The 18,337-nt window shown below is 65.8% G+C and carries 16 protein-coding genes; 9 read left to right on the top strand and 7 right to left on the bottom strand.

All coding sequences use genetic code 11. The features are described from left to right. Positions 1-144 precede the first annotated feature (144 nt). The 3 genes from LR394_RS33475 to LR394_RS33465 form a co-directional block, all read right to left on the bottom strand. Positions 145-540, bottom strand: coding sequence for a nuclear transport factor 2 family protein (locus LR394_RS33475; protein ID WP_231448636.1), 396 nt, complete (start codon positions 538-540; stop codon positions 145-147). 108 nt (positions 541-648) lie between these two features. After that, positions 649-1,434, bottom strand: coding sequence for an SDR family oxidoreductase (locus tag LR394_RS33470; protein WP_231448635.1), 786 nt, complete (start codon positions 1,432-1,434; stop codon positions 649-651). Further along, a complete protein-coding gene (locus LR394_RS33465; RefSeq protein WP_231448634.1) occupies positions 1,431-2,009 on the bottom strand; it encodes an NADPH-dependent FMN reductase in 579 nt (192 codons plus the stop codon). Before LR394_RS33465 ends, LR394_RS33470 begins: the two co-directional genes overlap by 4 nt. 84 nt (positions 2,010-2,093) lie before the next feature. Between LR394_RS33465 and LR394_RS33460 the strand changes: the two genes are divergently transcribed. After that, positions 2,094-2,720: a MarR family winged helix-turn-helix transcriptional regulator gene (locus LR394_RS33460; protein WP_231448633.1), complete on the top strand. Its 627-nt coding sequence runs from the start codon at positions 2,094-2,096 to the stop codon at positions 2,718-2,720. Between the two features lie 454 nt (positions 2,721-3,174). On the opposite strand, the gene LR394_RS33455 is transcribed toward LR394_RS33460, so the two are convergent. Both LR394_RS33455 and LR394_RS33450 read right to left on the bottom strand, forming a co-directional pair. Further along, on the bottom strand, positions 3,175-3,783 hold the full coding sequence (locus tag LR394_RS33455) for a FadR/GntR family transcriptional regulator (RefSeq protein WP_231448632.1): 609 nt from the start codon (positions 3,781-3,783) through the stop codon (positions 3,175-3,177). A 38-nt stretch (positions 3,784-3,821) separates the two neighbouring features. After that, complete coding sequence (locus LR394_RS33450) at positions 3,822-4,505, bottom strand: FadR/GntR family transcriptional regulator (protein WP_231448631.1); 684 nt, start codon at positions 4,503-4,505, stop codon at positions 3,822-3,824. A gap of 139 nt (positions 4,506-4,644) precedes the next feature. Here LR394_RS33450 and LR394_RS33445 point away from each other — a divergent pair, with 139 nt between their 5' ends. The 8 genes from LR394_RS33445 to LR394_RS33410 all read left to right on the top strand — a co-directional run bounded on the left by LR394_RS33445 (position 4,645) and on the right by LR394_RS33410 (position 12,960). Further along, the gene (locus tag LR394_RS33445) at positions 4,645-5,199 is read left to right on the top strand and encodes a transposase domain-containing protein (RefSeq protein WP_231448630.1); all 555 of its coding nucleotides are present in this window, start codon (positions 4,645-4,647) and stop codon (positions 5,197-5,199) included. Between the two features lie 315 nt (positions 5,200-5,514). After that, on the top strand, positions 5,515-7,050 hold the full coding sequence (locus tag LR394_RS33440) for a sugar ABC transporter ATP-binding protein (protein ID WP_231448629.1): 1,536 nt from the start codon (positions 5,515-5,517) through the stop codon (positions 7,048-7,050). 69 nt (positions 7,051-7,119) lie between these two features. Continuing rightward, on the top strand, positions 7,120-8,136 hold the full coding sequence (locus LR394_RS33435) for an ABC transporter permease (RefSeq protein ID WP_231448628.1): 1,017 nt from the start codon (positions 7,120-7,122) through the stop codon (positions 8,134-8,136). Between the two features lie 144 nt (positions 8,137-8,280). Continuing rightward, positions 8,281-9,297 (top strand): sugar ABC transporter substrate-binding protein, encoded by a 1,017-nt coding sequence (locus LR394_RS33430; protein WP_231448627.1) that lies wholly within the window; start codon positions 8,281-8,283, stop codon positions 9,295-9,297. A gap of 88 nt (positions 9,298-9,385) precedes the next feature. Next, entirely contained in the window at positions 9,386-9,772 is a 387-nt protein-coding gene (locus tag LR394_RS33425; protein ID WP_231448626.1) for a Rid family hydrolase, read from the top strand. Beyond that, complete coding sequence (locus LR394_RS33420) at positions 9,772-10,638, top strand: alpha/beta fold hydrolase (RefSeq protein ID WP_231448625.1); 867 nt, start codon at positions 9,772-9,774, stop codon at positions 10,636-10,638. The genes LR394_RS33425 and LR394_RS33420 overlap by 1 nt, the downstream gene beginning before the upstream one ends. 35 nt (positions 10,639-10,673) lie before the next feature. After that, positions 10,674-12,107, top strand: coding sequence for an amidohydrolase family protein (locus tag LR394_RS33415; RefSeq protein ID WP_231448624.1), 1,434 nt, complete (start codon positions 10,674-10,676; stop codon positions 12,105-12,107). A gap of 16 nt (positions 12,108-12,123) precedes the next feature. Beyond that, positions 12,124-12,960, top strand: coding sequence for a fumarylacetoacetate hydrolase family protein (locus tag LR394_RS33410; RefSeq protein WP_231448623.1), 837 nt, complete (start codon positions 12,124-12,126; stop codon positions 12,958-12,960). A 258-nt stretch (positions 12,961-13,218) separates the two neighbouring features. Here the strand turns inward: LR394_RS33410 and LR394_RS33405 are convergent, their stop codons facing one another. Both LR394_RS33405 and mobF read right to left on the bottom strand, forming a co-directional pair. Continuing rightward, positions 13,219-14,682, bottom strand: a complete 1,464-nt coding sequence (locus tag LR394_RS33405; protein ID WP_231448622.1) for a tyrosine-type recombinase/integrase — start codon at positions 14,680-14,682, stop codon at positions 13,219-13,221. Between the two features lie 415 nt (positions 14,683-15,097). Next, positions 15,098-17,983 (bottom strand): MobF family relaxase, encoded by a 2,886-nt coding sequence (mobF, locus tag LR394_RS33400; RefSeq protein ID WP_231448621.1) that lies wholly within the window; start codon positions 17,981-17,983, stop codon positions 15,098-15,100. Positions 17,984-18,337 lie beyond the last annotated feature (354 nt).

Below are 18,337 nucleotides of genomic sequence, written 5' to 3'. Positions count from 1 at the left end.
GGACGGCTGCCGGGCAGGTGGGCACGAGTGCCTGACGCGCTCTCGTGCCCACCAGCGGCTGGTGCCGGTCCAAGCAGTCCCGTCCGGGCAGTGCCTGTCCGCAGGGCGGGGCACGCCTGACGTGCCCCGCGGGAGCGGCTGGGCTCAGTTCTGGTCGGAGGCCCGGCGCGGGTCACCACCGGCCGCGAGCAGTTTGGTCAGGTCGAAGGTGACGTGCACGCGGGTGATCTGGCCGTTCTCGACGGTCACCCAGTTCGCCACGGGCCAGGACTCGTGCTCACCGTGGGGGTGCAGGTCGAACCAGGTCATCACGTCGTTGCCGTCGATCCACTGCCTGCGGATCGTGATGTCCTTGGTGACGGAGAAGATCCGGGCGATGGACTGCTGGTACTGCTCGTCGCCGTCGATCTGGCCCAGCGGCCCGTTGACCCGGATGTCCGGGGCGAACACGCCGACCAGGTCCTGCGGCCGGTTGGTACGCCAGGCCTCGAAGTAGGCGCGGGCGGGGGCCGGGATCTCGCTCTGGGCAGGGGATGTCATGACGACCTCCATGGTCGAGAGAGTGGGTCATGGTCGAGAGAGTGGGTCACGCCGAGGGCTGCCTGCCGGCGGACGCTGGTGGCATCCACCAGGAAGATCGAAAAACCCTCAGTATGAGCTGAAGTCGCCGCCGGTAGCGGCCTCGATCTGAGCCGGTTCGTGCAGGCGCAGGGTCTGTCCGTGCACCGCGGCGCCGGCCGGCCCGGCCAGGGCCGCGACGTACTCGCCGACCTGCTCTCCGGTGATGCGTGAACCGGGCCGGGTGCCCTGCGGCCCGAGGAAGGCCACCATGATCAGGTCGTTGACCCGGGGCCGGCCACCGGTCTCGACGCCGATCGCCTGCATCAGCTTGTTCTGCGCGACCGACACCACCGCCATCGGGCCCATACCGGGGCCGGGGGCGCCCATGGAGCCGACCGGACCGTTGATGCTGGTGTACGAGCCATCCGGTGAGAGCATCGGCAGGAGGGTCTGCGCCGCCAGATAGTGCGGGTACAGGCTGTTCTCCATCACCGCTTTGAAGTCCCCGAAGCCCGACTGCAGCATCGAGGGCGTCTGGTGCCAGCCGGCCGGCGCCGCAGCCACCGCCTGCAGCCCTTCGCTCAGCCGCCGCACCTGCGCCTGCACACCGGCTGCTCCCTCGGGCGTGCCGATGTCACCGGTGAACGTCACCACGCTCTGGCGGTGCTCGGGGGACAGGCGGGCCAGGAGACGCTCCGCCTTCTGCGGTGAGCGGGAGGGGACCAGGACCCGGGCACCGGCCCGAGCGAAACCCTCCACCAGGAAGAACCCGACATTCCCGGTTCCTCCCACCACGACGACGTCCCGGCCGGACAGATCCCGGGCGCCTGCCCCGGCGGGCTGCTGCGGTTGCGGGCTCGAGGGCACTGTCACTGCAGGGCCCCGGACGGCTGGGCACGCAGCGGCGCGAGCGCCTGGCTCCAGCCGATGACCTGGTCGAGCATCCCGGCCAGCTGCGGCAGGCAGTACTCGCCCGGCTCGAAGTCGCGGTAGTTCTGGAACTCGGTGGCGAAGGGCAGGACCACCTGCGCGCGCACGTCGGCCATCATCAGCTCACCGGCCATGACCCGCAGGTGCTCCACCGCCCGGACCCCGCCGTGCGCGCCGTAGGACACGAAACCCACAGCCTTGTTGTTCCATTCGGCGAACAGGTAGTCCAGGGCGTTCTTCAGCACACCGGACGTGCTGTGGTTGTACTCCGGGGTGACGATCACGAAACCGTCGAACGAGGCGACCTTCTGGGCCCACTGCACGGTGTGCTCGTTCTGGTACTGCCCGAACGACGGCGGCATCGGCTCGTCCAGGTGCGGCAGCGGGAAGTCCCGCAGATCCACCAGCTCGAATTGTGCGTCCTCACGCTTCGACGCCAGTTCCAGCACCCAGCGGGCGACCTGCTCACCGGCACGGTTTGGACGGGTGCTTCCCAGGATGATCCCGATACGGGTCATGACCAGATCTCTCTTCTCACCGACGGTCATCCACCCACTGGATAGTGCAGTAAGTGAACTGTTTATGTCGGGTACCATAGTCCTATGTCCCGCGAGCGTCCAACTGAACCCCAAGCCCTCGCGGCCACCCCGGAAGCCACCCCGGAGGCCGCTCCGCAGGCGTGGGCCGAGGGGCTGCCTGAACGTTGCGGCGGCCCGTGTGACCGTGCCGGACAGGCCGCGCGTGCTCACCTGGCAACGAGCCCGGACCCGGCGCCGGTGATGGCTGTGGGCGCCATCCAGGAAGCGGCTGCCGTACTGGAGGCCGAGGCGCTCATGCGGTTGTCAGTGCTGGTTCAGTCCACCTTCGGGCGCGTGGCGGCCGAGCACGGGCTGACCGCCGTTCAGGCGCGCATGCTGTGCGTGCTGCTGCCCTGTCCGGCGGGCATGGCCCAGCTGGCGGGAATGCTCGGTGTCGGCAAGGCCAATCTCACCGGACTTGTCGATCGTGCGGCGCAACGTGGCCTGGTCGAGCGAACGCTCGTGCCCGATGACCGACGCGTCATCCAGGTCACCCTCACGCGGCAGGGCAGGGACACAGCGACCGCTTTCCACCAGGGCGTCACCCATCAGCTCTCCGGCGCCCTTGAGCCCCTCACGCCTCACGCCAGGACATGTCTGAGGTCGTCCATTGCCACGATCACCGACGCGGTTGACGCCCCGAGAACCTAGACGCCGCATCATGGCGCAGAAGCTCTTACCCGTCACCCGGATGCGGCAACGGGTGGCCGTAGCCCCAGCACGACAATCCGGCGGAGCCTTGCCCGGCGCGGATCCCGTCGCGTCGTTCGCTCTTGACGCTCTTCACCTCGTCCTGTGTGAAGATCGCCGCCTTGCCCCGTCGGTGCGGTCACGGGGGATCCAAGGTGGTGCCGGCGTTCGCGGCGAACGGAAACGCTTCAGACCGGAACGTTTCGGGCCTTTGTGGCTAGGTCTGTGCTGCTGGCCGTGGCAGCGGAGAGGCCCACCTGGTCAAGAGCGCACCGTCCGTTCAGGACGATTCTCCACACGGTGGTGACAAGGTCCTGGCCGGTGCTTGCGGGCAGAATGTCCAGAGGGGCACAAGAACCGGGACGCCCTGGTGCCGCTCTGGGGGTGCGGGCCCGCAGGGTCTCGCCGGCCTGGGTCACAAATCTGCGAAGAACTGGCGGCGAACGTTGAGCAAGTGCGTGCGCATACGCTGGGAAGCCGTCGCAGCGTCACGTTCGCGCAGCGCGTCGGCGATGGACTCGTGCTCGTCTCGGCAGCTTGCCCAGTTGGCCTGTGTGTAGATCTCGTCCCCGACCCGCCCCCAGGTCAACGACGAGCGGCTCTCCTCCAGCAGAGCATGCATGCGATCGACGACCTCGTTGTGAGCCCCGGCGGCCAGTGCGCGGTGAAACACCATGTCCGCCTCCTCCCGCTCCTGCACCGTTTGAGCGGCCACGCCCTGCGCCAGGCACCGCTCGAACCGCTCGAAGTCCCCGTCGGTGGCGCGGATCGCGACCAAATGCATCAGTCGCGGCTCCCAGGCGATCCTCGCCTCCAGTACCGCATCCGGACTGGAGGTCGTCTGCCTTCGGGCAGGCGCGGTGGCGGACAGATAGGTCCCGCGTCCGACGGTTCTGGTGATCCGGCCCTGCTGCTCCAGGAGAGCGAGTTGCCCACGTAGCACGTGCCGGGAACAGCCCAGGCGCTCAGCCAGCACCCGTTCCGGGGGCAGACGCTGGCCCAGCAGCAGGTGTCCCGAACTCAACTGCTCCTCTATGAACGTGGAAAGGTCAGGGCGCTGTGTCACTGGTCGATTCCCAGGACCGAATGGCGGACGGATCGTACGTGACCGGCCATGGATTCGGCGGCGGCCTGCCGGTCCCGCCCGCGGATGGCCGCGACCAAATCCCGGTGGTGATCATAGGTCTCAGCTCGTGTCCGCACGGTGACCCCTCGGTTCTTCCGCTCCACCCAGCCGAGCGTGTTACGGGCCGAGTTCAGAATGTCCACCATTGCAACGATTTCCGGATTATGAGTGGCTGCGGCGACGGTACGGTGAACGGAGATGTCCCATGCCTCAAAATCCTCCCAGCTCCCCTGGACGTCCTGGGCACGTGCCAGGCAATGCTCCAGTTCGTCAATGTCCGACTGGGTCGCCGACAGGGCCGCCAGCGCGGCCACCTCGGGCTCGAACAGCAAGGAGACGGTCATGACGGCTGATGGCGAGAAGCCCTCACCGGCCGAGTCGATCTGCTCGGGCCGCGCGACGGCGGCAACCGCGAAGGTGCCGCGCCCGACGTGGCGAGAGACCCTGCCCTCCTCTTCGAACTGGATCATCGCACTGCGGATCTCAGCTCTCGTGCAGCCGAACTGCTGAGCCAGCGCACGTTCTGGAGGAAGGCGACGTTCGTCGTCAGCCGCCAGCGCCGCTGCGCTGATCAGTTCGTCAAGACTGCGCCGGATCTGCGACGGGGCACCGGTCAACATGGCGTGCACTCCTGTGGTCTCTGGTCTCAACCAAAGATAACCAATAGCTTGAAGTTCAGGGAGCAATGGTTGGAATGGTTGAGTGAAAAGCTTGTAACAGACCAAGATTCATCCCTCTCCTCTGGACTGACTTAAGCCAATGGAATCCACCGATCTCGGACTTCGGATGTCGCTCGCTGTCATCCTTCACGAGGTGCCTGGCTCGCTGATGTCCGAGGTCCTCTCGGTCAACGGCATTCGGGACCAGCGGACGCGGGCCCTGCCTGCCTGGCTCACCGGTTATCTGGTGCTGGCCATGCCCGTGGCTCCGCGCCTGGCGTACCAGGACGTGGCTCGCCTGATCTGGCGGGTGGTGCCCGATGCTCTGGGTATCTCGCTCAGGTACGACCCCCCGACATCTGGCGCCATCGTCCGAGCACGTCAGCGACTGGGCATTGCCCCGTTCATCACCCTTGCCGATCGCCTCTCCTGCCGCGCCGGCGCCGGCGCAGGCACCACACGGCCCGAGGAGGCGCTGAGCGCAGTGCTGAGCGCAGCGCTGGGCGGTGCAGAGGGTAAGGCTGCGGGCGATCCGTCTGTCACCACACGCTCACGTGATCAGGTCCTGATTCGTCAGGAAAAGGTGGCCTTGCAGTGCATAGCCCTCGTTCACGAACTGCAGCTCCGCTCCGGAAACGATTTCGAAACACGCTAAGTCAACAGTGGGATGCTCTGGATTGGCGGTCGTTTCATGAGCGACGATCGCGCTGCAGCAGTCGCAAGGCTGCGACCAATACAACCAATCCGCTCGATTGTCAGTCGCAGTCGTCGGGTTCGGGCGAGCAGGCCTGTCTGCAGGCTCTCAGCGGGGCCAGCACAGCTTCCGCGCACATGACGAGCATCCGAGGAGAGTCATGGCAAGCACGACAGAGGTGATGGGCGCGGGCGTGACCAAACCGGTTGCGACGTCCAGGCGGAGTTGGGTAGCCGCCCAGTCGGACCTCCGCACCGGTACTCGGGTCGGCCAGTCGTGAGTGCCACCTGGTCCGCGCCGGCCGGTACGTTGCCGGCGAGCGTCCTGAGGGCGGAGTCGATCGTCCACGACTACAGCGGCGTCGTGGTGCTGCGCGAGGTTGACCTGGCTATCCGGGGCGGTGAGATCCACGCGCTGCTGGGTCAGAACGGCTCGGGGAAGAGCACGCTGATCAAGGTCCTCACCGGTGCGCTCTCGCCGTCGTCGGGGCAGTTGTCCCTGGACGGCCAGGAAGTGTCTTTCGCAACGCCGCAGGCATCGACGAGTGCCGGTATCGCTGTCGTCCATCAGAACTACAACCTGTTTCCTGAGCTGAGCGTGGAGAAGAATCTCCTGGCGACGGCCAGCAAGGTGCCCCGACGTCGGGCGGCCCTCAACGCCATCGACGAGCGGTCCTGGCGTGCGAAGGTGCAGGGTGTTCTGGATCGTCTGGGGGTCAGTGTCGATGCAGCGGTGAAGGTTTCGGAGCTGGGCCCGGCGGAGCGCAAGTTCGTCGAGATAGCCCGCGCCATGCTGTCGGAACCGAGGTTCCTCATCCTGGACGAACCCACTGCTTCGCTGGAACCTGATGCGGCCACCCAGGTGCTGGATCTCATGCGTACGCTGCGGGCGCAGGGCATCGGGGTGGTGTTCGTCTCGCACCGACTGGACGAGGTGCTCCAGGCCGCCGACCGGTACAGCATTCTGCGGGATGGGGCCTTGGTCGCCACCGGCGAGGTAGCGGGACTGACGCCGTCTCGGCTCACCGAGCTGATGATCGGTCAGAAGGCGGAACAGGCAGCTGCCCGGGCCTCGACGCCGCCCGGTCCGCTGATGCTGCAGTTGCGCAAATCATCCGTGGGGGCAGGACACTTCGATGTCGATCTGCACGCCGGTCAGGTCGTCGCGGTCACCGGTCTGGTTGGATCCGGCGCAGCCACGGTGGTTTCGATGGTCGGTGGGGACGTCCCCCTGGACGGTCAGGCTGTTCGGGATGGGCAGAGCATTCGTCTGCGTCACGTCCGTGATGCTCAGAAGGCGGGTATCGGGTTCATTCCTGAGGACCGCAAGGGCCGCGGCGTGGTGCTCATGCAGTCCTGTGCGGTGAACATGTCCTTGTCCTCGCTGGCTCGGATCTCTCGCGCAGGTATGGTTTCGGCCCGGTCGCTGAGGCAGCGTGCCGAGCACTTCCGCTCTCGTCTTCAGATCAAGATGGGCGATGTCAACGCGCCGATCTCCTCGCTGTCCGGAGGTAATCAGCAGAAGGTCATGGTGGCCAGGCTGCTGGCGGCACAGTTCCAGATCATGGCCGTGGCCGAGCCCAGCCAAGGCGTTGACATCGGAGGGCGGTCCCAGATCCACGACCTGCTGCGTGAGTTCGTTGACGGTGGAGGAAGCGTCCTGCTGTTCTCCACCGACACCGACGAGGTGCTGGCCCTGGCCGACACCGTCTACGTCTTCCGCCACGGCGAGATGATCCATCACGCCGACCGTGAGCACCTGGACGAGCACAGCCTTGCCGCTCTGGTCGCCGGCGTCCATGAAACGGTTTAAGCAGCACAAGATCCGCATTCGCCCCGGCTCCACGTCCATGCCCTGACACGTCCCGAGAAGGCCACCTGCATGTCGTACGCTCCCAACGCGCTCAAGGTCTCCCGCGCGAGTGAACGAGTCCGCCGCCCGGCGGGCGAGCTCTTCGATCTTCTGTTCGTCCCTGCCATCCTGGTCCTGCTTGTCGCCTACCTCGCCGTGAGCAACGACGCTTTCCTGTCGCGGATCAACATCATCACGGTCCTGAGCCAGGCCGCGATCCTTGCGATCGTCGCGTTCGCCATGACCATCGTCATCAACACGGGTGAACTCGATCTGTCGGTTGGTACGGCTTCGGCCCTGATCAGTGTCGTCGGGGCCATGGTCATGGCCAATACCGGCTCAGTGGCCCTGGGCTTCGCTGCGGCATTGCTGCTCGGCCTCATCGTCGGTCTGGTCAACGGCTTCTTGGTGGCGTTCCTCCAAGTTCCCTCCTTCATCGCCACTCTCGGCGTGATGATCATCTGCCAGGCCGCCGGACTGGCACTGACCGACGGCGGCATCGTCACGGGCCTGCCTACGCTGATCTCGGAACTGTCCCTCCTGCGGATCGCCGGACTGCCCCTCCTGGTGATCGCCACCGCCGTGGTCTTCCTCGCTGCATGGTGGCTGCAGAGCAAGACGGTTTTCGGTTACCGTGCCCTGGCGGTCGGTGGGAACGCCGAAGCCGCACGCCTTTCAGGCATCAACGTCCCGCGCGTCCGGCTACTGGTGTTCGTCGTCTCGGGCGTGGCTGCCGCTCTCGCCGGGCTCGCCCTCCTGATCCGCGTCCAGTCGGGCCAGCCCAACGCCAACGACACCCTGGCACTGGAAGCCATCGCAGCGGTCGTGGTCGGCGGCACCAGCCTCGCCGGGGGCAGGGGAGCGGTGACCCGAACGCTGTGGGGTGTCCTGCTGATCGTCGTCTTGCGCAATGGCCTCGACATCAGCGGCATCAGCGAGGATTACAAGAACATCGTTCTCGGCTGCGTCTTCATTCTGGCAGCGTCCGCAGACTTCATGCGCCGGCGCCTCGTCCGCAGCAAGCCGCGACTGCAACCCACAGCCTGAAAACTTCTACACGGCAGCCAATACCTTCCAGCAGCCCTGCTGTGAACGACTGCCTGATCCTGCATCGGGGCCACCCCGCCCCAGCGATCCCGCCCAGCGATCGATCGTCAACCCAGCTCAACACTCCCTCTCGAAGGACCTCTCATGAACCTGCTCAACGCCTCCGCCAACGGCGCACGCCTTCCCTTAGCGGCTGCAACGGCGGCCGTCCTGCTGACCTCCGCATGCTCGTCGGCATCCCCGGCAACGGCCGAAGGCGGGACATCCGAAGGCAAGGTCACGGTCGCCATGAACCTCTACTCCCGCGAACTTCCGTACTTCCAGCAGATCGTCAAGGGCGCGCAGGCCGCGGGCGACGCCGACGGGAACCTCGACCTCAAGGTCACCTACGGCGAGGTTGACCCTCAGATGCAGTACAGCCAGCTCGAAAGCGCACTCAGCACCAGCCCCGACGCCTTGATGGTGGTGCCGATGGATGCCGCCTCGGTGGTTCCGGTCCTTCAGCAGGCCTCCACCAGCGGCGTTCCGGTAGTCACAGTCGCCAATGATCTGACCGAGGCCGGCCAGCAGGTCCAGACCGCTCACGTGGGAGCCAACTACGAGGAAGTGGGCCGGGTCAAAGCCCAGTACCTGGCCGAAACCCTAGGATCCAAGGCAAAGGTCGGCTACATCCACGCCATCCGAGGAAACAGCTTCACCGAGGAGCAGTTCGTCGGCGCCAAGGAGGTCTTCGCGGAGAACCCCGGCCTGGAGATCATCGACGGAGGCTACGCGGGCGCCTTCTCCTCCGACGCGGGTCTGACCACCGCAGAGAACCTGCTCACCGCACACCCGGACCTCGACGCCATCTACTTCGACAACGACGACCTGGCCCTGGGCGGCATCACCGCCATTCAGCAGCGTGGCATCGACAGTGACGACATCGTCGTCATCGGTGGCGACGGCACCCCGGACGCGATCGCAGCCGTCGAGGCCGGCACCCTCGACATGACCGTCAGCCTGTGCGGCTACGTCACCGGTGTCCGTAGCACCGAACTGATGCTGGACTTCCTGCGCAACGGCACCAAGCCCGCCGAGCGGGTCCTGGAAATCCCCACGCTGCAGATCGACTCCGACAGCGTGACGGAGGCCAAGGAGAAGATCACCGCCGGTGAGTGCTGACCGACGGCGCGCTCGATAAGGCTGAAAACGTAAGCAATGCGCCGATGAACGAGTCGTTCGCATCGGCGCTGATGAAAGGAACCATGTAGTGGGCGACATCAAGTACATCACCAAGGTCGAGGGCCTCGGCTCGTTCGGCGACTACTCGCCGGTCTCGGTCTCCGGGGACATCGTGGCGGTGGCCGGCCAGTTCGGGACCGACGGGATCGAGCCGGACGTCCAGGTCCGGGGTTCCTTCGAGAGCGTCGGGAAGGCGCTGGCGGCAGCCGGTCTCGGCTTCGAGGACGTCTTCCAGTTCCGGACCTACCTGGTCGGCCGGGAGACCATCCCGACCTTCATGAAGGTGCGCAAGGAGGTCTTCGCCGAGATCTATCCCTCCGGCGAGTACCCGCCGAACACGCTGCTGATCGTGGCCGGTCTGGTCGAGCCGCAGTTCGTGGTGGAGATCGAGGCCCTGGCCCGGATCCCGAAGTGATGACCGCGACTCACTACTCGTTCACCCACGGCCGTGACCAGGTGATCTCCTACCCGGTCACGGTCGGCGGGGTCCGCACCCGCGTGCTGGAAGCCGGTTCGACCAATGAGGCCGGCGACAACATCCTGGTCTGCATGCACGGCGTCGGCTCGCGGGCCGACCGGTTCACCCCGACCATCCCCGGGCTGGTCGAGGCCGGTTTCCACGTCTTCGTCCTGGACTACCCGGGGCACGGGCTGGCCGACAAGCGTCCCGACATCGACTACCGGCCGCAGGCGTTCGCCGCGTTCGTGGCCGGGGTGCTGGACGAGCTGAAGCTGTCCGGGGTGACCCTGGTCGGAACGTCTCTGGGCGGCCTGGTCGGTTCCCGGATCGCGGTCGATCGTCCGGACCTGGTCAGCAAACTCGTGCTGATCGGGACCATGGGGATTGCACCGCTGGCTGAAGCGGACATGGTGCCTCCGAAGAACGTGGCCAACGGATCGCCCGAAGGTGTGCGTGAGAAGCTGGGTTTCCTGGTCTCCGACCCGGCGATGGTTACCGACGAGTGGGTTCGCGAGGAGTCGATGATCAACTCCTCCGAAGGGGCCGCGCAGGCCCTGGAGACGGCAGCGCGCCACCTGAACGAGCAGGCCAACGCCGACAACCAGACTCATCGCCTGACCACGCTTCGCCCGGACCTGCCGATCCTGATCGTCTGGGGCGAGAACGACCGCTGGACACCGGTCACGATGGCCGGGATCTGTCACGAGTTGCTACCCGGCTCCCGCTTGGTGGTGATGCCCGGCTGCGGGCACGCGCCCTATTTCGAGGACCCTGACGCCTTCGTGGGGTGCCTGAACCAGTTCGTCGCCGAGTCCGTCTGACGACTCGACTACCTGGGTGATTGAAAGGAGAAGCTATGCCTTCCAAATGGCTGCTGATCGAGAACGGCACCGTCATCGACGGCGACCTCACGCCGCCGATCGAGAACTGCGACGTCCTGGTCAAGGACGCCCGCATCGTCAAGCTCGGCAAGATCGACCGTGAGGTGGACATCCCACGCGGCGAAGACCTGCGAGTGATCGACGCCACCGGCAAGACGGTGATGCCAGGCCTCATCGACATCCACTGCCACATGACCTACGGCCTGGCCCGCACCGAAGAAGAGATCAGCATCTACACCCCGCCGGAGCTGCGCACGCTGATCGCCGCGCAGAACGTGGAGAAGGTGCTCAGCGCCGGCGTCACCAGCATCTCCCAGCCCGGTGGCAGCTACTTCATCGGCGTCGGCCTGCGCGAGGGGATCAAGCGCGGCATCGTCCACGGTCCCCGGATGACCAGCGCCGGAAGGTATCTCACCACCAGCAACGGCCTGACCGACTGGTTCCCGGACGCCACCGGCAACCCGGAGTCCTCGATCGGCAAGCTGACCAACACGCCGGATGAGATGAAGGCCGAGATCCGCCGGCAGAAGAAGGCCGGCGTCGACCTGATCAAGCTCGCCGACAGCCCCTACGGCGATTTCCAGGCGTTCACCAACGACGAGCTGAAGATGGCCGCCGACCTGGCCCACCAGCTCGGCCTGAAGATCACCATCCACGCCCGCGGCTCGGCCGAGACCAACGCGGCCGTGAACGCCGGCTTCGACCACATCATGCACGGCAACTTCATGACCGACGCGACCATCGAGAACCTGGCGAAGTCGCAGATCCCGCTGGCCCCGACCCAGCTGTTCATGCACCACATCGTCGAGTTCGCGAAGATCTCCGGCAACCGGCCCTCGATCGTCTCGGCCACCGACCAGATGAACGAGGCGACCATGGAGTCGCTGCACCGGGCCCACGCGGCCGGGGTGAAGTTCGCGATGGGCACCGACTCGGGCTTCGCCACCGTGCCGTACGGCGAGTTCCACGCCCGCGAGCTGGAAATGCTGATGCTCTACACCGGGATGAGCTCGCTGCAGGCGATCCAGGCCGGCACGAAGCACGGCGCCAACGCGATGGGCCTGCCCGACGACCTGGGCGTCATCGCCGAGGGCAAGCTGGCCGACATCATCGTCGTGAACGGCGACCCGGTGAAGGACATCAAGGTGCTCTACCAGCCGGGCCGGGTCGAGACCGTGATCCTCAACGGCCAGGTCCAGGTGTTCCCCGACGACATCCGCACCCGGTGGATCCGCAACGACTACCTGCCGCACGAGTACGGCTGGGAGATCCTCTCCTACGAGCGGGCCTTCGAGGGCGGCGACCGGGAACTGACCCAGCTGGACTGGACCAAGGAAAGGCGCATGGACATGGTCAACGACGTGCGCAAGTCAGAGAAGATCGGCGCCGAGAACGCCGCGGCCGAATGAGCGGGAGTCCCCTCCGATGAAGTACGTCACTTTCCTGAGCGCCGACGGCCCCCGGGTCGGGCTGCTCACCTCACCCAGCACCGTCACCGAGGTACTCGTGGCCGGCGGCCTGCCGGAGGTGATCACCACCGGCGGCGACCTGCCCCTGGGCGCAGAGCACGCCTACACCGACCTGACGATCCTCGCTCCGATCCCGGAGCCGGCCCGCAACATCATGTGCGTGGGCAAGAACTACCGCGAGCACGCCAGCGAGTTCGCGGGCAGCGGCTACGACGGCGGCGCCGATGTCGTCGTGCCTCAGTTCCCGATCATCTTCACCAAGGCGCCCAGCTCGGTCACCGGCCCGGACACGACCGTGGTGCCGCCGTCCGTGGTGAAGGAGACCGACTACGAGGCCGAGTTCGCCGTGATCATCGGCCGCGGAGGCCGGGACATCACCAAGGACGAGGCAATGAGCCACGTCTGGGGATACACGCTGATCAACGACCTCACGGCCCGGGACCTCCAGCGCGATCACAAGCAGTGGTTCCTGGGCAAGTCTCCGGACGGCTTCGCGCCGATGGGCCCGCTCGCCGTCACCGCCGACGAGGTGAACCTGGACGAGCTCGTCCTGACCGGCACGGTCAACGGCGAGCTGCGGCAGAAGGCCAGCGCCGCTGACCTGATCTTCGACGTCCCCACCCTGATCGCCACGATCTCCTCGGTCCTTACCCTGCAGCCCGGCGACATCATCGCCACCGGAACCCCCGCCGGAGTCGGCATCGGATTCACCCCACCACGCTTCCTGACCGCAGGAGACATCGTGGAGGTCTCCGCCCCGGGCCTGGGCGTTCTGCGCACCACGATCGGCTGAAGACCAGCACCCGCGCAATCAAGACGTGCGTGGTGGCCACCGGTATCAACCCAGTGGCCACCGCGCACCTCAACTAAAGGCCGTCGCAAATCGACTCCGAGCGTTGGGCATGAAGGAGATCGCCTCAGTGAGGAGCACGTCGGGGACCGGAGCACCTCGGCTTGCTGGTCCGATGCCGGAGATATTGCCCTTCTGAAAAGCCCTTGTCGGCTGGACGAGACCTCGAATCATTGTTGATCGGAACGACTCTGTTCGTGGTTAGGGCTTGAGGCCGAGCGCTTCATGAAGCTGACGTACCTTTGCGAGCGTTTGACGCAACTCATGGAGCTCTGCCAGCTCGGTAGCGGTCGCTGTGTTGGGCGCTGAGGGCGATGCTTCTCGGGTCGGCCGCCGGACGGCGTCGAGAGCATCCAGCGCAGTTTCATCTGCTGTGGGCAGAGTGTGAAGATATTTCTCGGTCGTTGTGATTGAAGCGTGCCCGAGGCGTTCTTTGACCACCTGAAGGTCGGCTCCACCGTTCAGCAACCAGGAAGCATGGGCGTGGCGCAGCCCATGTGGAGTGAAATTGAAGCCAAGATTAACCTTGGAGAGCGTTGGTATCCAGATCGCGTTTCGAAACCATCCGCGGCCGATATGGCCGTCCGTCGCCACGGTGCGTGGCGTGCGTGGTGAATCTTTGTTGGTGGCGCGACGCTCGGCCCGGTACGTGGCCATGGCATCTCGGCAGAACTGGCATCGGCATTTGCCCGCGGTGTACGCCGAGCAAGTCCCGTGAAGATAGGTTCGGTCCTTTGCGTTGGGTTCAGTTCTTCCCAGGCTTTCCGGATCGGGGAGAACGGCTGGCCGGTTCCTTCGGGCGGTTCGCTGAACGGGCATCGTGAAGAGCAGATCGTCTGGGCCAAGGTTGGCGGCAGTTATATGAGCTGCAAGCTTGTCCGCGAGATGGGAGGCGATGCGAAAGCGCCTCCATTCGCGATCCTTCGGGTATTCCTTGACCACGAAGTTCTGATTATCCGGCCGATCCTTGGCCGTAAGTTGAACGACGGCTCGTGAGACGGTGAGCATGCCGGTTCTTGAGTTCAGGTCCTTGGCTCGGAGTTCGGTCAGCTCACCCCAGCGAAGACCTGACTCGATATCAGTCTCGACCAAGAGGCGCATGAAGTCGTTGGGTAGAGCTCGGTAGATTTCATCGAACTGCTCTGCTGTGATGATTTCCTTGGGGCGGGAAGCCAGGGGAGGGGTCTTCACTCCCTTGCCGGGATGGATGATCGTCACGTGGTCATTGAAGGCCGTCGTGAAGATGGCATCCACGATCACCTTGCAAACTCGGATCGTAGGCGGATTCAATCGGTAGTCCGGTCCCTGGAGGGTGACGATCCACTCCCGAATATCATTGGGAAGAATCTCCCCAATTCTCATGTCCCCGAGTTCGGGCAAAATGTATGCGTCCAAGGTGTACCGGTAGTTCTCGCGGGTCGATGCCTCGATCACGTGGTTCGGGAACCAGGTCTCCTCGATGTACTTGCCGAACTTGACCCTTCCGCGGCGTGGATCGCCGATGCGGGCGGCGCCGGACAGGTTCTCTGCCCGCTGCCATGCCCGGTCGGCCTCGCGCTCGTTGGTGTACGTGCCGGCCGTCTGAAGACGTCCGTGGATGTCGCGGTACCTGGCTCTGTACGTGACGCGACCGTTACGGCCTGTCCTGATCTCGAGGTAGCCCATGCGTTGCTCCTGCTTCCGTGCTGGGAGCAATTTGGGTGCGAACTCTGCCGATACTCGATGAACCGTCGCGGCCTAGTGCGGACTCAAATTGCTTGTCCTGCATGCACTTTAGCAAGTGCTAGCCTGATGACATGAGGGCTTCGATTGACGCGAATCACCGCTGGGGGTCAGGGGGTCGCAGGTTCAAATCCTGTCAGCCCGACCATATAAGTACAGGTCAGGAGTTCGTAAGAGCTCCTGACCTTTTCTTGTTTGGCGGGGCTTGTTGAGTATTTGTTGACAGACTTCGCCGAACTTGACCGCACATCAGCAACGAAATCTCCTTTGTGGTCTGCATCACAACAGGCGGGAACTGAGAGTCGGAGAGGATCGACGTGTCGCTGGTCCCAGGTGCAGCTGCGGACAGCGGGAGCTCTCAGTCTGTCCGCCCGGAGACGGTGAAGGCCAAAGTGAGCATCCCGACGGTGGAGCCCTGGGTGCGGTGGACCGTGGACGCGTAGAGCAGTTCGACGTTCTCGCGGACGTACACGGCCGGAAGCCGAATCTGGCCGCCGTGTTCCAGATGACGGACTTGAAGTGAACCGTTCTCGTGGCGCTCCAGGACGTGCCAGGCGTCTCCGTTGCGGACGAAGTCATTGCCTCGATGGGTGGACAGGCGGCGTTGGTTCTGGCGCGTGACGATCCAGTCCCCGGTTCCGGCCAAGTTTCCGTCGTGCAGGTCGATACCGTCGACCTCGACCTGCCCGGCCTTGACGCGGTCGGCGCGGGCTCGGGCTGCGAGGGCGGTGACGTCGGCGTTGGTCGCAGCCACCATCACCGAGACGTTTCCGGCCTGAACGTCCGCCCACCAGCCTCGGTAGGCGGCGTCGGTCATTGCCTCGACCGAGCCTCCGTGGATCCGCTGACGCTCCTCGTAGAAGCGGAGTGCGTTCGTGTCGCCGATGCGGATCTGTAGGGTCGCGGCGGCTTCGTCAGGGTCGTTAAAGCGGTGCAGGGTGGCTAGTTCCACCGCGCCCGCCTCGGCAGCGATCAGGCGAAGCGCGCCACCGGACTCCACCGCAGACAGCTGGCGGTAATCGCCGAGCAGGCGCACAGTTGCGCCGTGGTGGGCGGCGATCGCGGTGATCCGGTCCAGGGTGAACGTGCCGGCCATCCCCGCCTCGTCCACCAGGATGACGTCCCCTGAGCGGACGGCCAGGGTACGCAGGCTCGGCGGCAGATTCTGGATGCGGCCGGTCTCGAAGGCGTAGCTGTGGCGGCCGGACAGGTGCTCGTGCAGAAACTTGTGCGCGTTCTCGGCCGGGACGTTCAAGTCGTTGGCGAGTACGGCGGCGGAGGCCGCGGACGTGGCCAGCGGGATGAGTCTGCGCTGCTGCGCTTGCAGGGTGTGCAGGTAGGCGACCATCGCCGTCGTCTTCCCGGTACCGGCCGCGCCAATCCCCACGGACAGGAGGCGTTCGTCGGTCGCGAAGGCGGTCACCATCGCCCGCTGGCCGGCGTCCAGGACGCGCCCGTGAACGGCCTCAAATCCTTCCAGTGTGGCGCTCATCCACGCTGAGGAGGGGACGGAATTGGTCTCGGCAGCGGGGCTGGTGGCGGCGTTCACGAGGCGCTGTTCGGCGTCCAGGATCGCTTGGCTGGTGTAACGGCCGGCCCCGTGCTGCACGAACACCGACGACCCGTCCGCGCGCTTCAGGTTCTCGGGCTCGGCCAGAAGAACGGGTGCCTCGATGCTGATGCTGTGGCCCGGTGCAATCGCCCGTTCGACCACCGCTGTCACGGCGGCCTGGTGCTCCTTCAAACCAGCGACGGACAACGCCGCCGACTGAACAGGAAGGTCGTCGTCGACTTTCGGCGCGACGCCTGGAGCGATGCTGATCAGGTTGATGCCGATGATCGGTTGATGCCGGGAGGCAGTGACTTTCACGAGGCGTTCGGCCTCGGCCCGCAGATTCAACACGGTCCAGGTAGAGCGCTTCTCCGCGACGTTCGCCATGACCTGAGCTGCCAGAGCTTGGACGGAGATCGGCTTCACGTTGGCGCTGGCGTGATTCTCTGGGGTCGGAACGGCCGCCATGAGTTGGGTGACGGCATCGCGACCATGGCGGGTCAGAGCCTGCTCTCGCCAGGTTGCGCGCATCTCGGGTAGCGATCGAGGAGCCCGCTTCGCCCGGCGGGTGTCGAGGTTCGCGCGGCGGGCCAGTTTGTGCGCCACGGACGCGGACGGGTCGTGTCCGTGCTCGGAGCGGTAGGCGCTGGTCAGCTCCTCGTACCGGGCCGCCAGGGCACTACGGCGGCGGGAGAAATCCTTGATCAGGGCCGGGTCAATACCGGCGATCTCGTACACCGGCTGCTTGCCACGGCCTCCGTCTCTCGGCTCGAACTGCACACCGGTCCGGGCCGCCAAGGCGATCTGGAAGGCCGTGTTGTAGTGCTCGGAGGCGGCGACGGTGAGGCGGAACAACGCGCGTCCGTCCAAGGTCCGCCAGATGCCGTCGATGCCCTGGACCTTGTTGCTGATGGCCACGTGGGTGTGGGGGTTGGGGTCGCCGTCGCGGCTGTCGTAGTGGTCGAAGGAGACGCCGATCAGGCCCTTGGTCTCGATCTGTGCCACCCCGCCGGTGCCTGTCCTCGTAAACGCCGCGTGCTGCTCCAGCATCGCCAGAGTGGCGTCCTTGGCCTCGTGATGCGCTGCGATGACCGCGTTACGAACCCAAGCGCGTTCGTCTAGAGCCCATAGCAGAGCAGCGGATTTCACCGGGGCGAAGACGAGGTCGTACCCGGCGACGGACCCGCGGTGGCGGCGGGCTTCCTCGACCCGGACCCGCTTGTCCTCGGCCGGAGTCGGTGGGCGTCCGGTCTCCTCGATCACGGCCGCTACGCGTTCCTGGACCCGCTCCTCGAACGGCTCCAGCGGGGTGTACGCGGCGAACGGGCGTCCGAGAGTGACGCTGCGCAGAGCCTCGGCGCTGACCTTCTCCAGCTCCTCCGGGGCCATGCCGGCGGTGATGCGCTCGCGCTGGTAGGCCCGGATTCGAGCGTCGGCGTCGGGGTGCAGACCCATCCCGAACAACGCTTGCATCTGCTCGGCCTGCACGATGCGGGCGGGCTGGCCCTGGTCCGGGGCCAGGCCCAGCAGGTGCAGTCCTCGGCCGATCCAGATGCCGGGCGGGTTGCCTTCAGCCGTGTAGTACGCGCTCACGTCCTGGCCCGGCTTGGCCCGCGCATCGACGTGGGCGGTGGCGATGTCCCGCATCAGATACAGGTAGCCGTCTCCGGCAGTCAGCTTCGCGATCGTCATGACCACGGCGGTCAGCCCTTGGCCATGTCGTGCGAGCGATGGCCAAAGCCACCGACTGCTCGGATTTCGAACGGCTTGGGGTACGCTTTCGGGTCTGGTCGTGAGCTCTGGTGGTGGGCCGTGCGGGCAGCGGGCAGGCCTCCGGCCTGACCGTCACGGACTGGTCGTGGGAGCCGCCGAGGCTCACGGGTCAAGAGCGGCCCGAAGGGGCGTCCCGCAGGGACCCGAAGGGCTCTTGAGGCGTGAGAAGCGGCCCCACAAGCTGCGCGGCCCACCACCAGAGCGTCCTTTCGGTCGGCAGGTTCAGTCGCCGGATCCGTCCCTGAACTGCTGTGGACGCTCATGAACTTCACC

It is taken from the genome of Kineosporia babensis (assembly GCF_021129305.1).
In the GTDB taxonomy this organism is placed as follows: Bacteria; Actinomycetota; Actinomycetes; order Actinomycetales; family Kineosporiaceae; genus Kineosporia; species Kineosporia babensis.
The sequence above is the reverse complement of the archived record's forward strand: the minus strand, read 5'-3'. Positions and strand labels throughout refer to the sequence as shown.

Coding starts and splice junctions, on each gene's coding strand:
- LR394_RS33475 (WP_231448636.1), bottom strand. CDS start 540: ATGACATCCCCTGCCCAGAGCGAGATCCCGGCCCCCGCCCGCGCCTAC.
- LR394_RS33465 (WP_231448634.1), bottom strand. CDS start 2,009: ATGACCCGTATCGGGATCATCCTGGGAAGCACCCGTCCAAACCGTGCC.
- LR394_RS33460 (WP_231448633.1), top strand. CDS start 2,094: ATGTCCCGCGAGCGTCCAACTGAACCCCAAGCCCTCGCGGCCACCCCG.
- LR394_RS33450 (WP_231448631.1), bottom strand. CDS start 4,505: ATGTTGACCGGTGCCCCGTCGCAGATCCGGCGCAGTCTTGACGAACTG.
- LR394_RS33445 (WP_231448630.1), top strand. CDS start 4,645: ATGGAATCCACCGATCTCGGACTTCGGATGTCGCTCGCTGTCATCCTT.
- LR394_RS33435 (WP_231448628.1), top strand. CDS start 7,120: ATGTCGTACGCTCCCAACGCGCTCAAGGTCTCCCGCGCGAGTGAACGA.
- LR394_RS33430 (WP_231448627.1), top strand. CDS start 8,281: ATGAACCTGCTCAACGCCTCCGCCAACGGCGCACGCCTTCCCTTAGCG.
- LR394_RS33420 (WP_231448625.1), top strand. CDS start 9,772: ATGACCGCGACTCACTACTCGTTCACCCACGGCCGTGACCAGGTGATC.
- LR394_RS33415 (WP_231448624.1), top strand. CDS start 10,674: ATGCCTTCCAAATGGCTGCTGATCGAGAACGGCACCGTCATCGACGGC.
- LR394_RS33410 (WP_231448623.1), top strand. CDS start 12,124: ATGAAGTACGTCACTTTCCTGAGCGCCGACGGCCCCCGGGTCGGGCTG.
- LR394_RS33405 (WP_231448622.1), bottom strand. CDS start 14,682: ATGGGCTACCTCGAGATCAGGACAGGCCGTAACGGTCGCGTCACGTAC.
- mobF (WP_231448621.1), bottom strand. CDS start 17,983: ATGACGATCGCGAAGCTGACTGCCGGAGACGGCTACCTGTATCTGATG.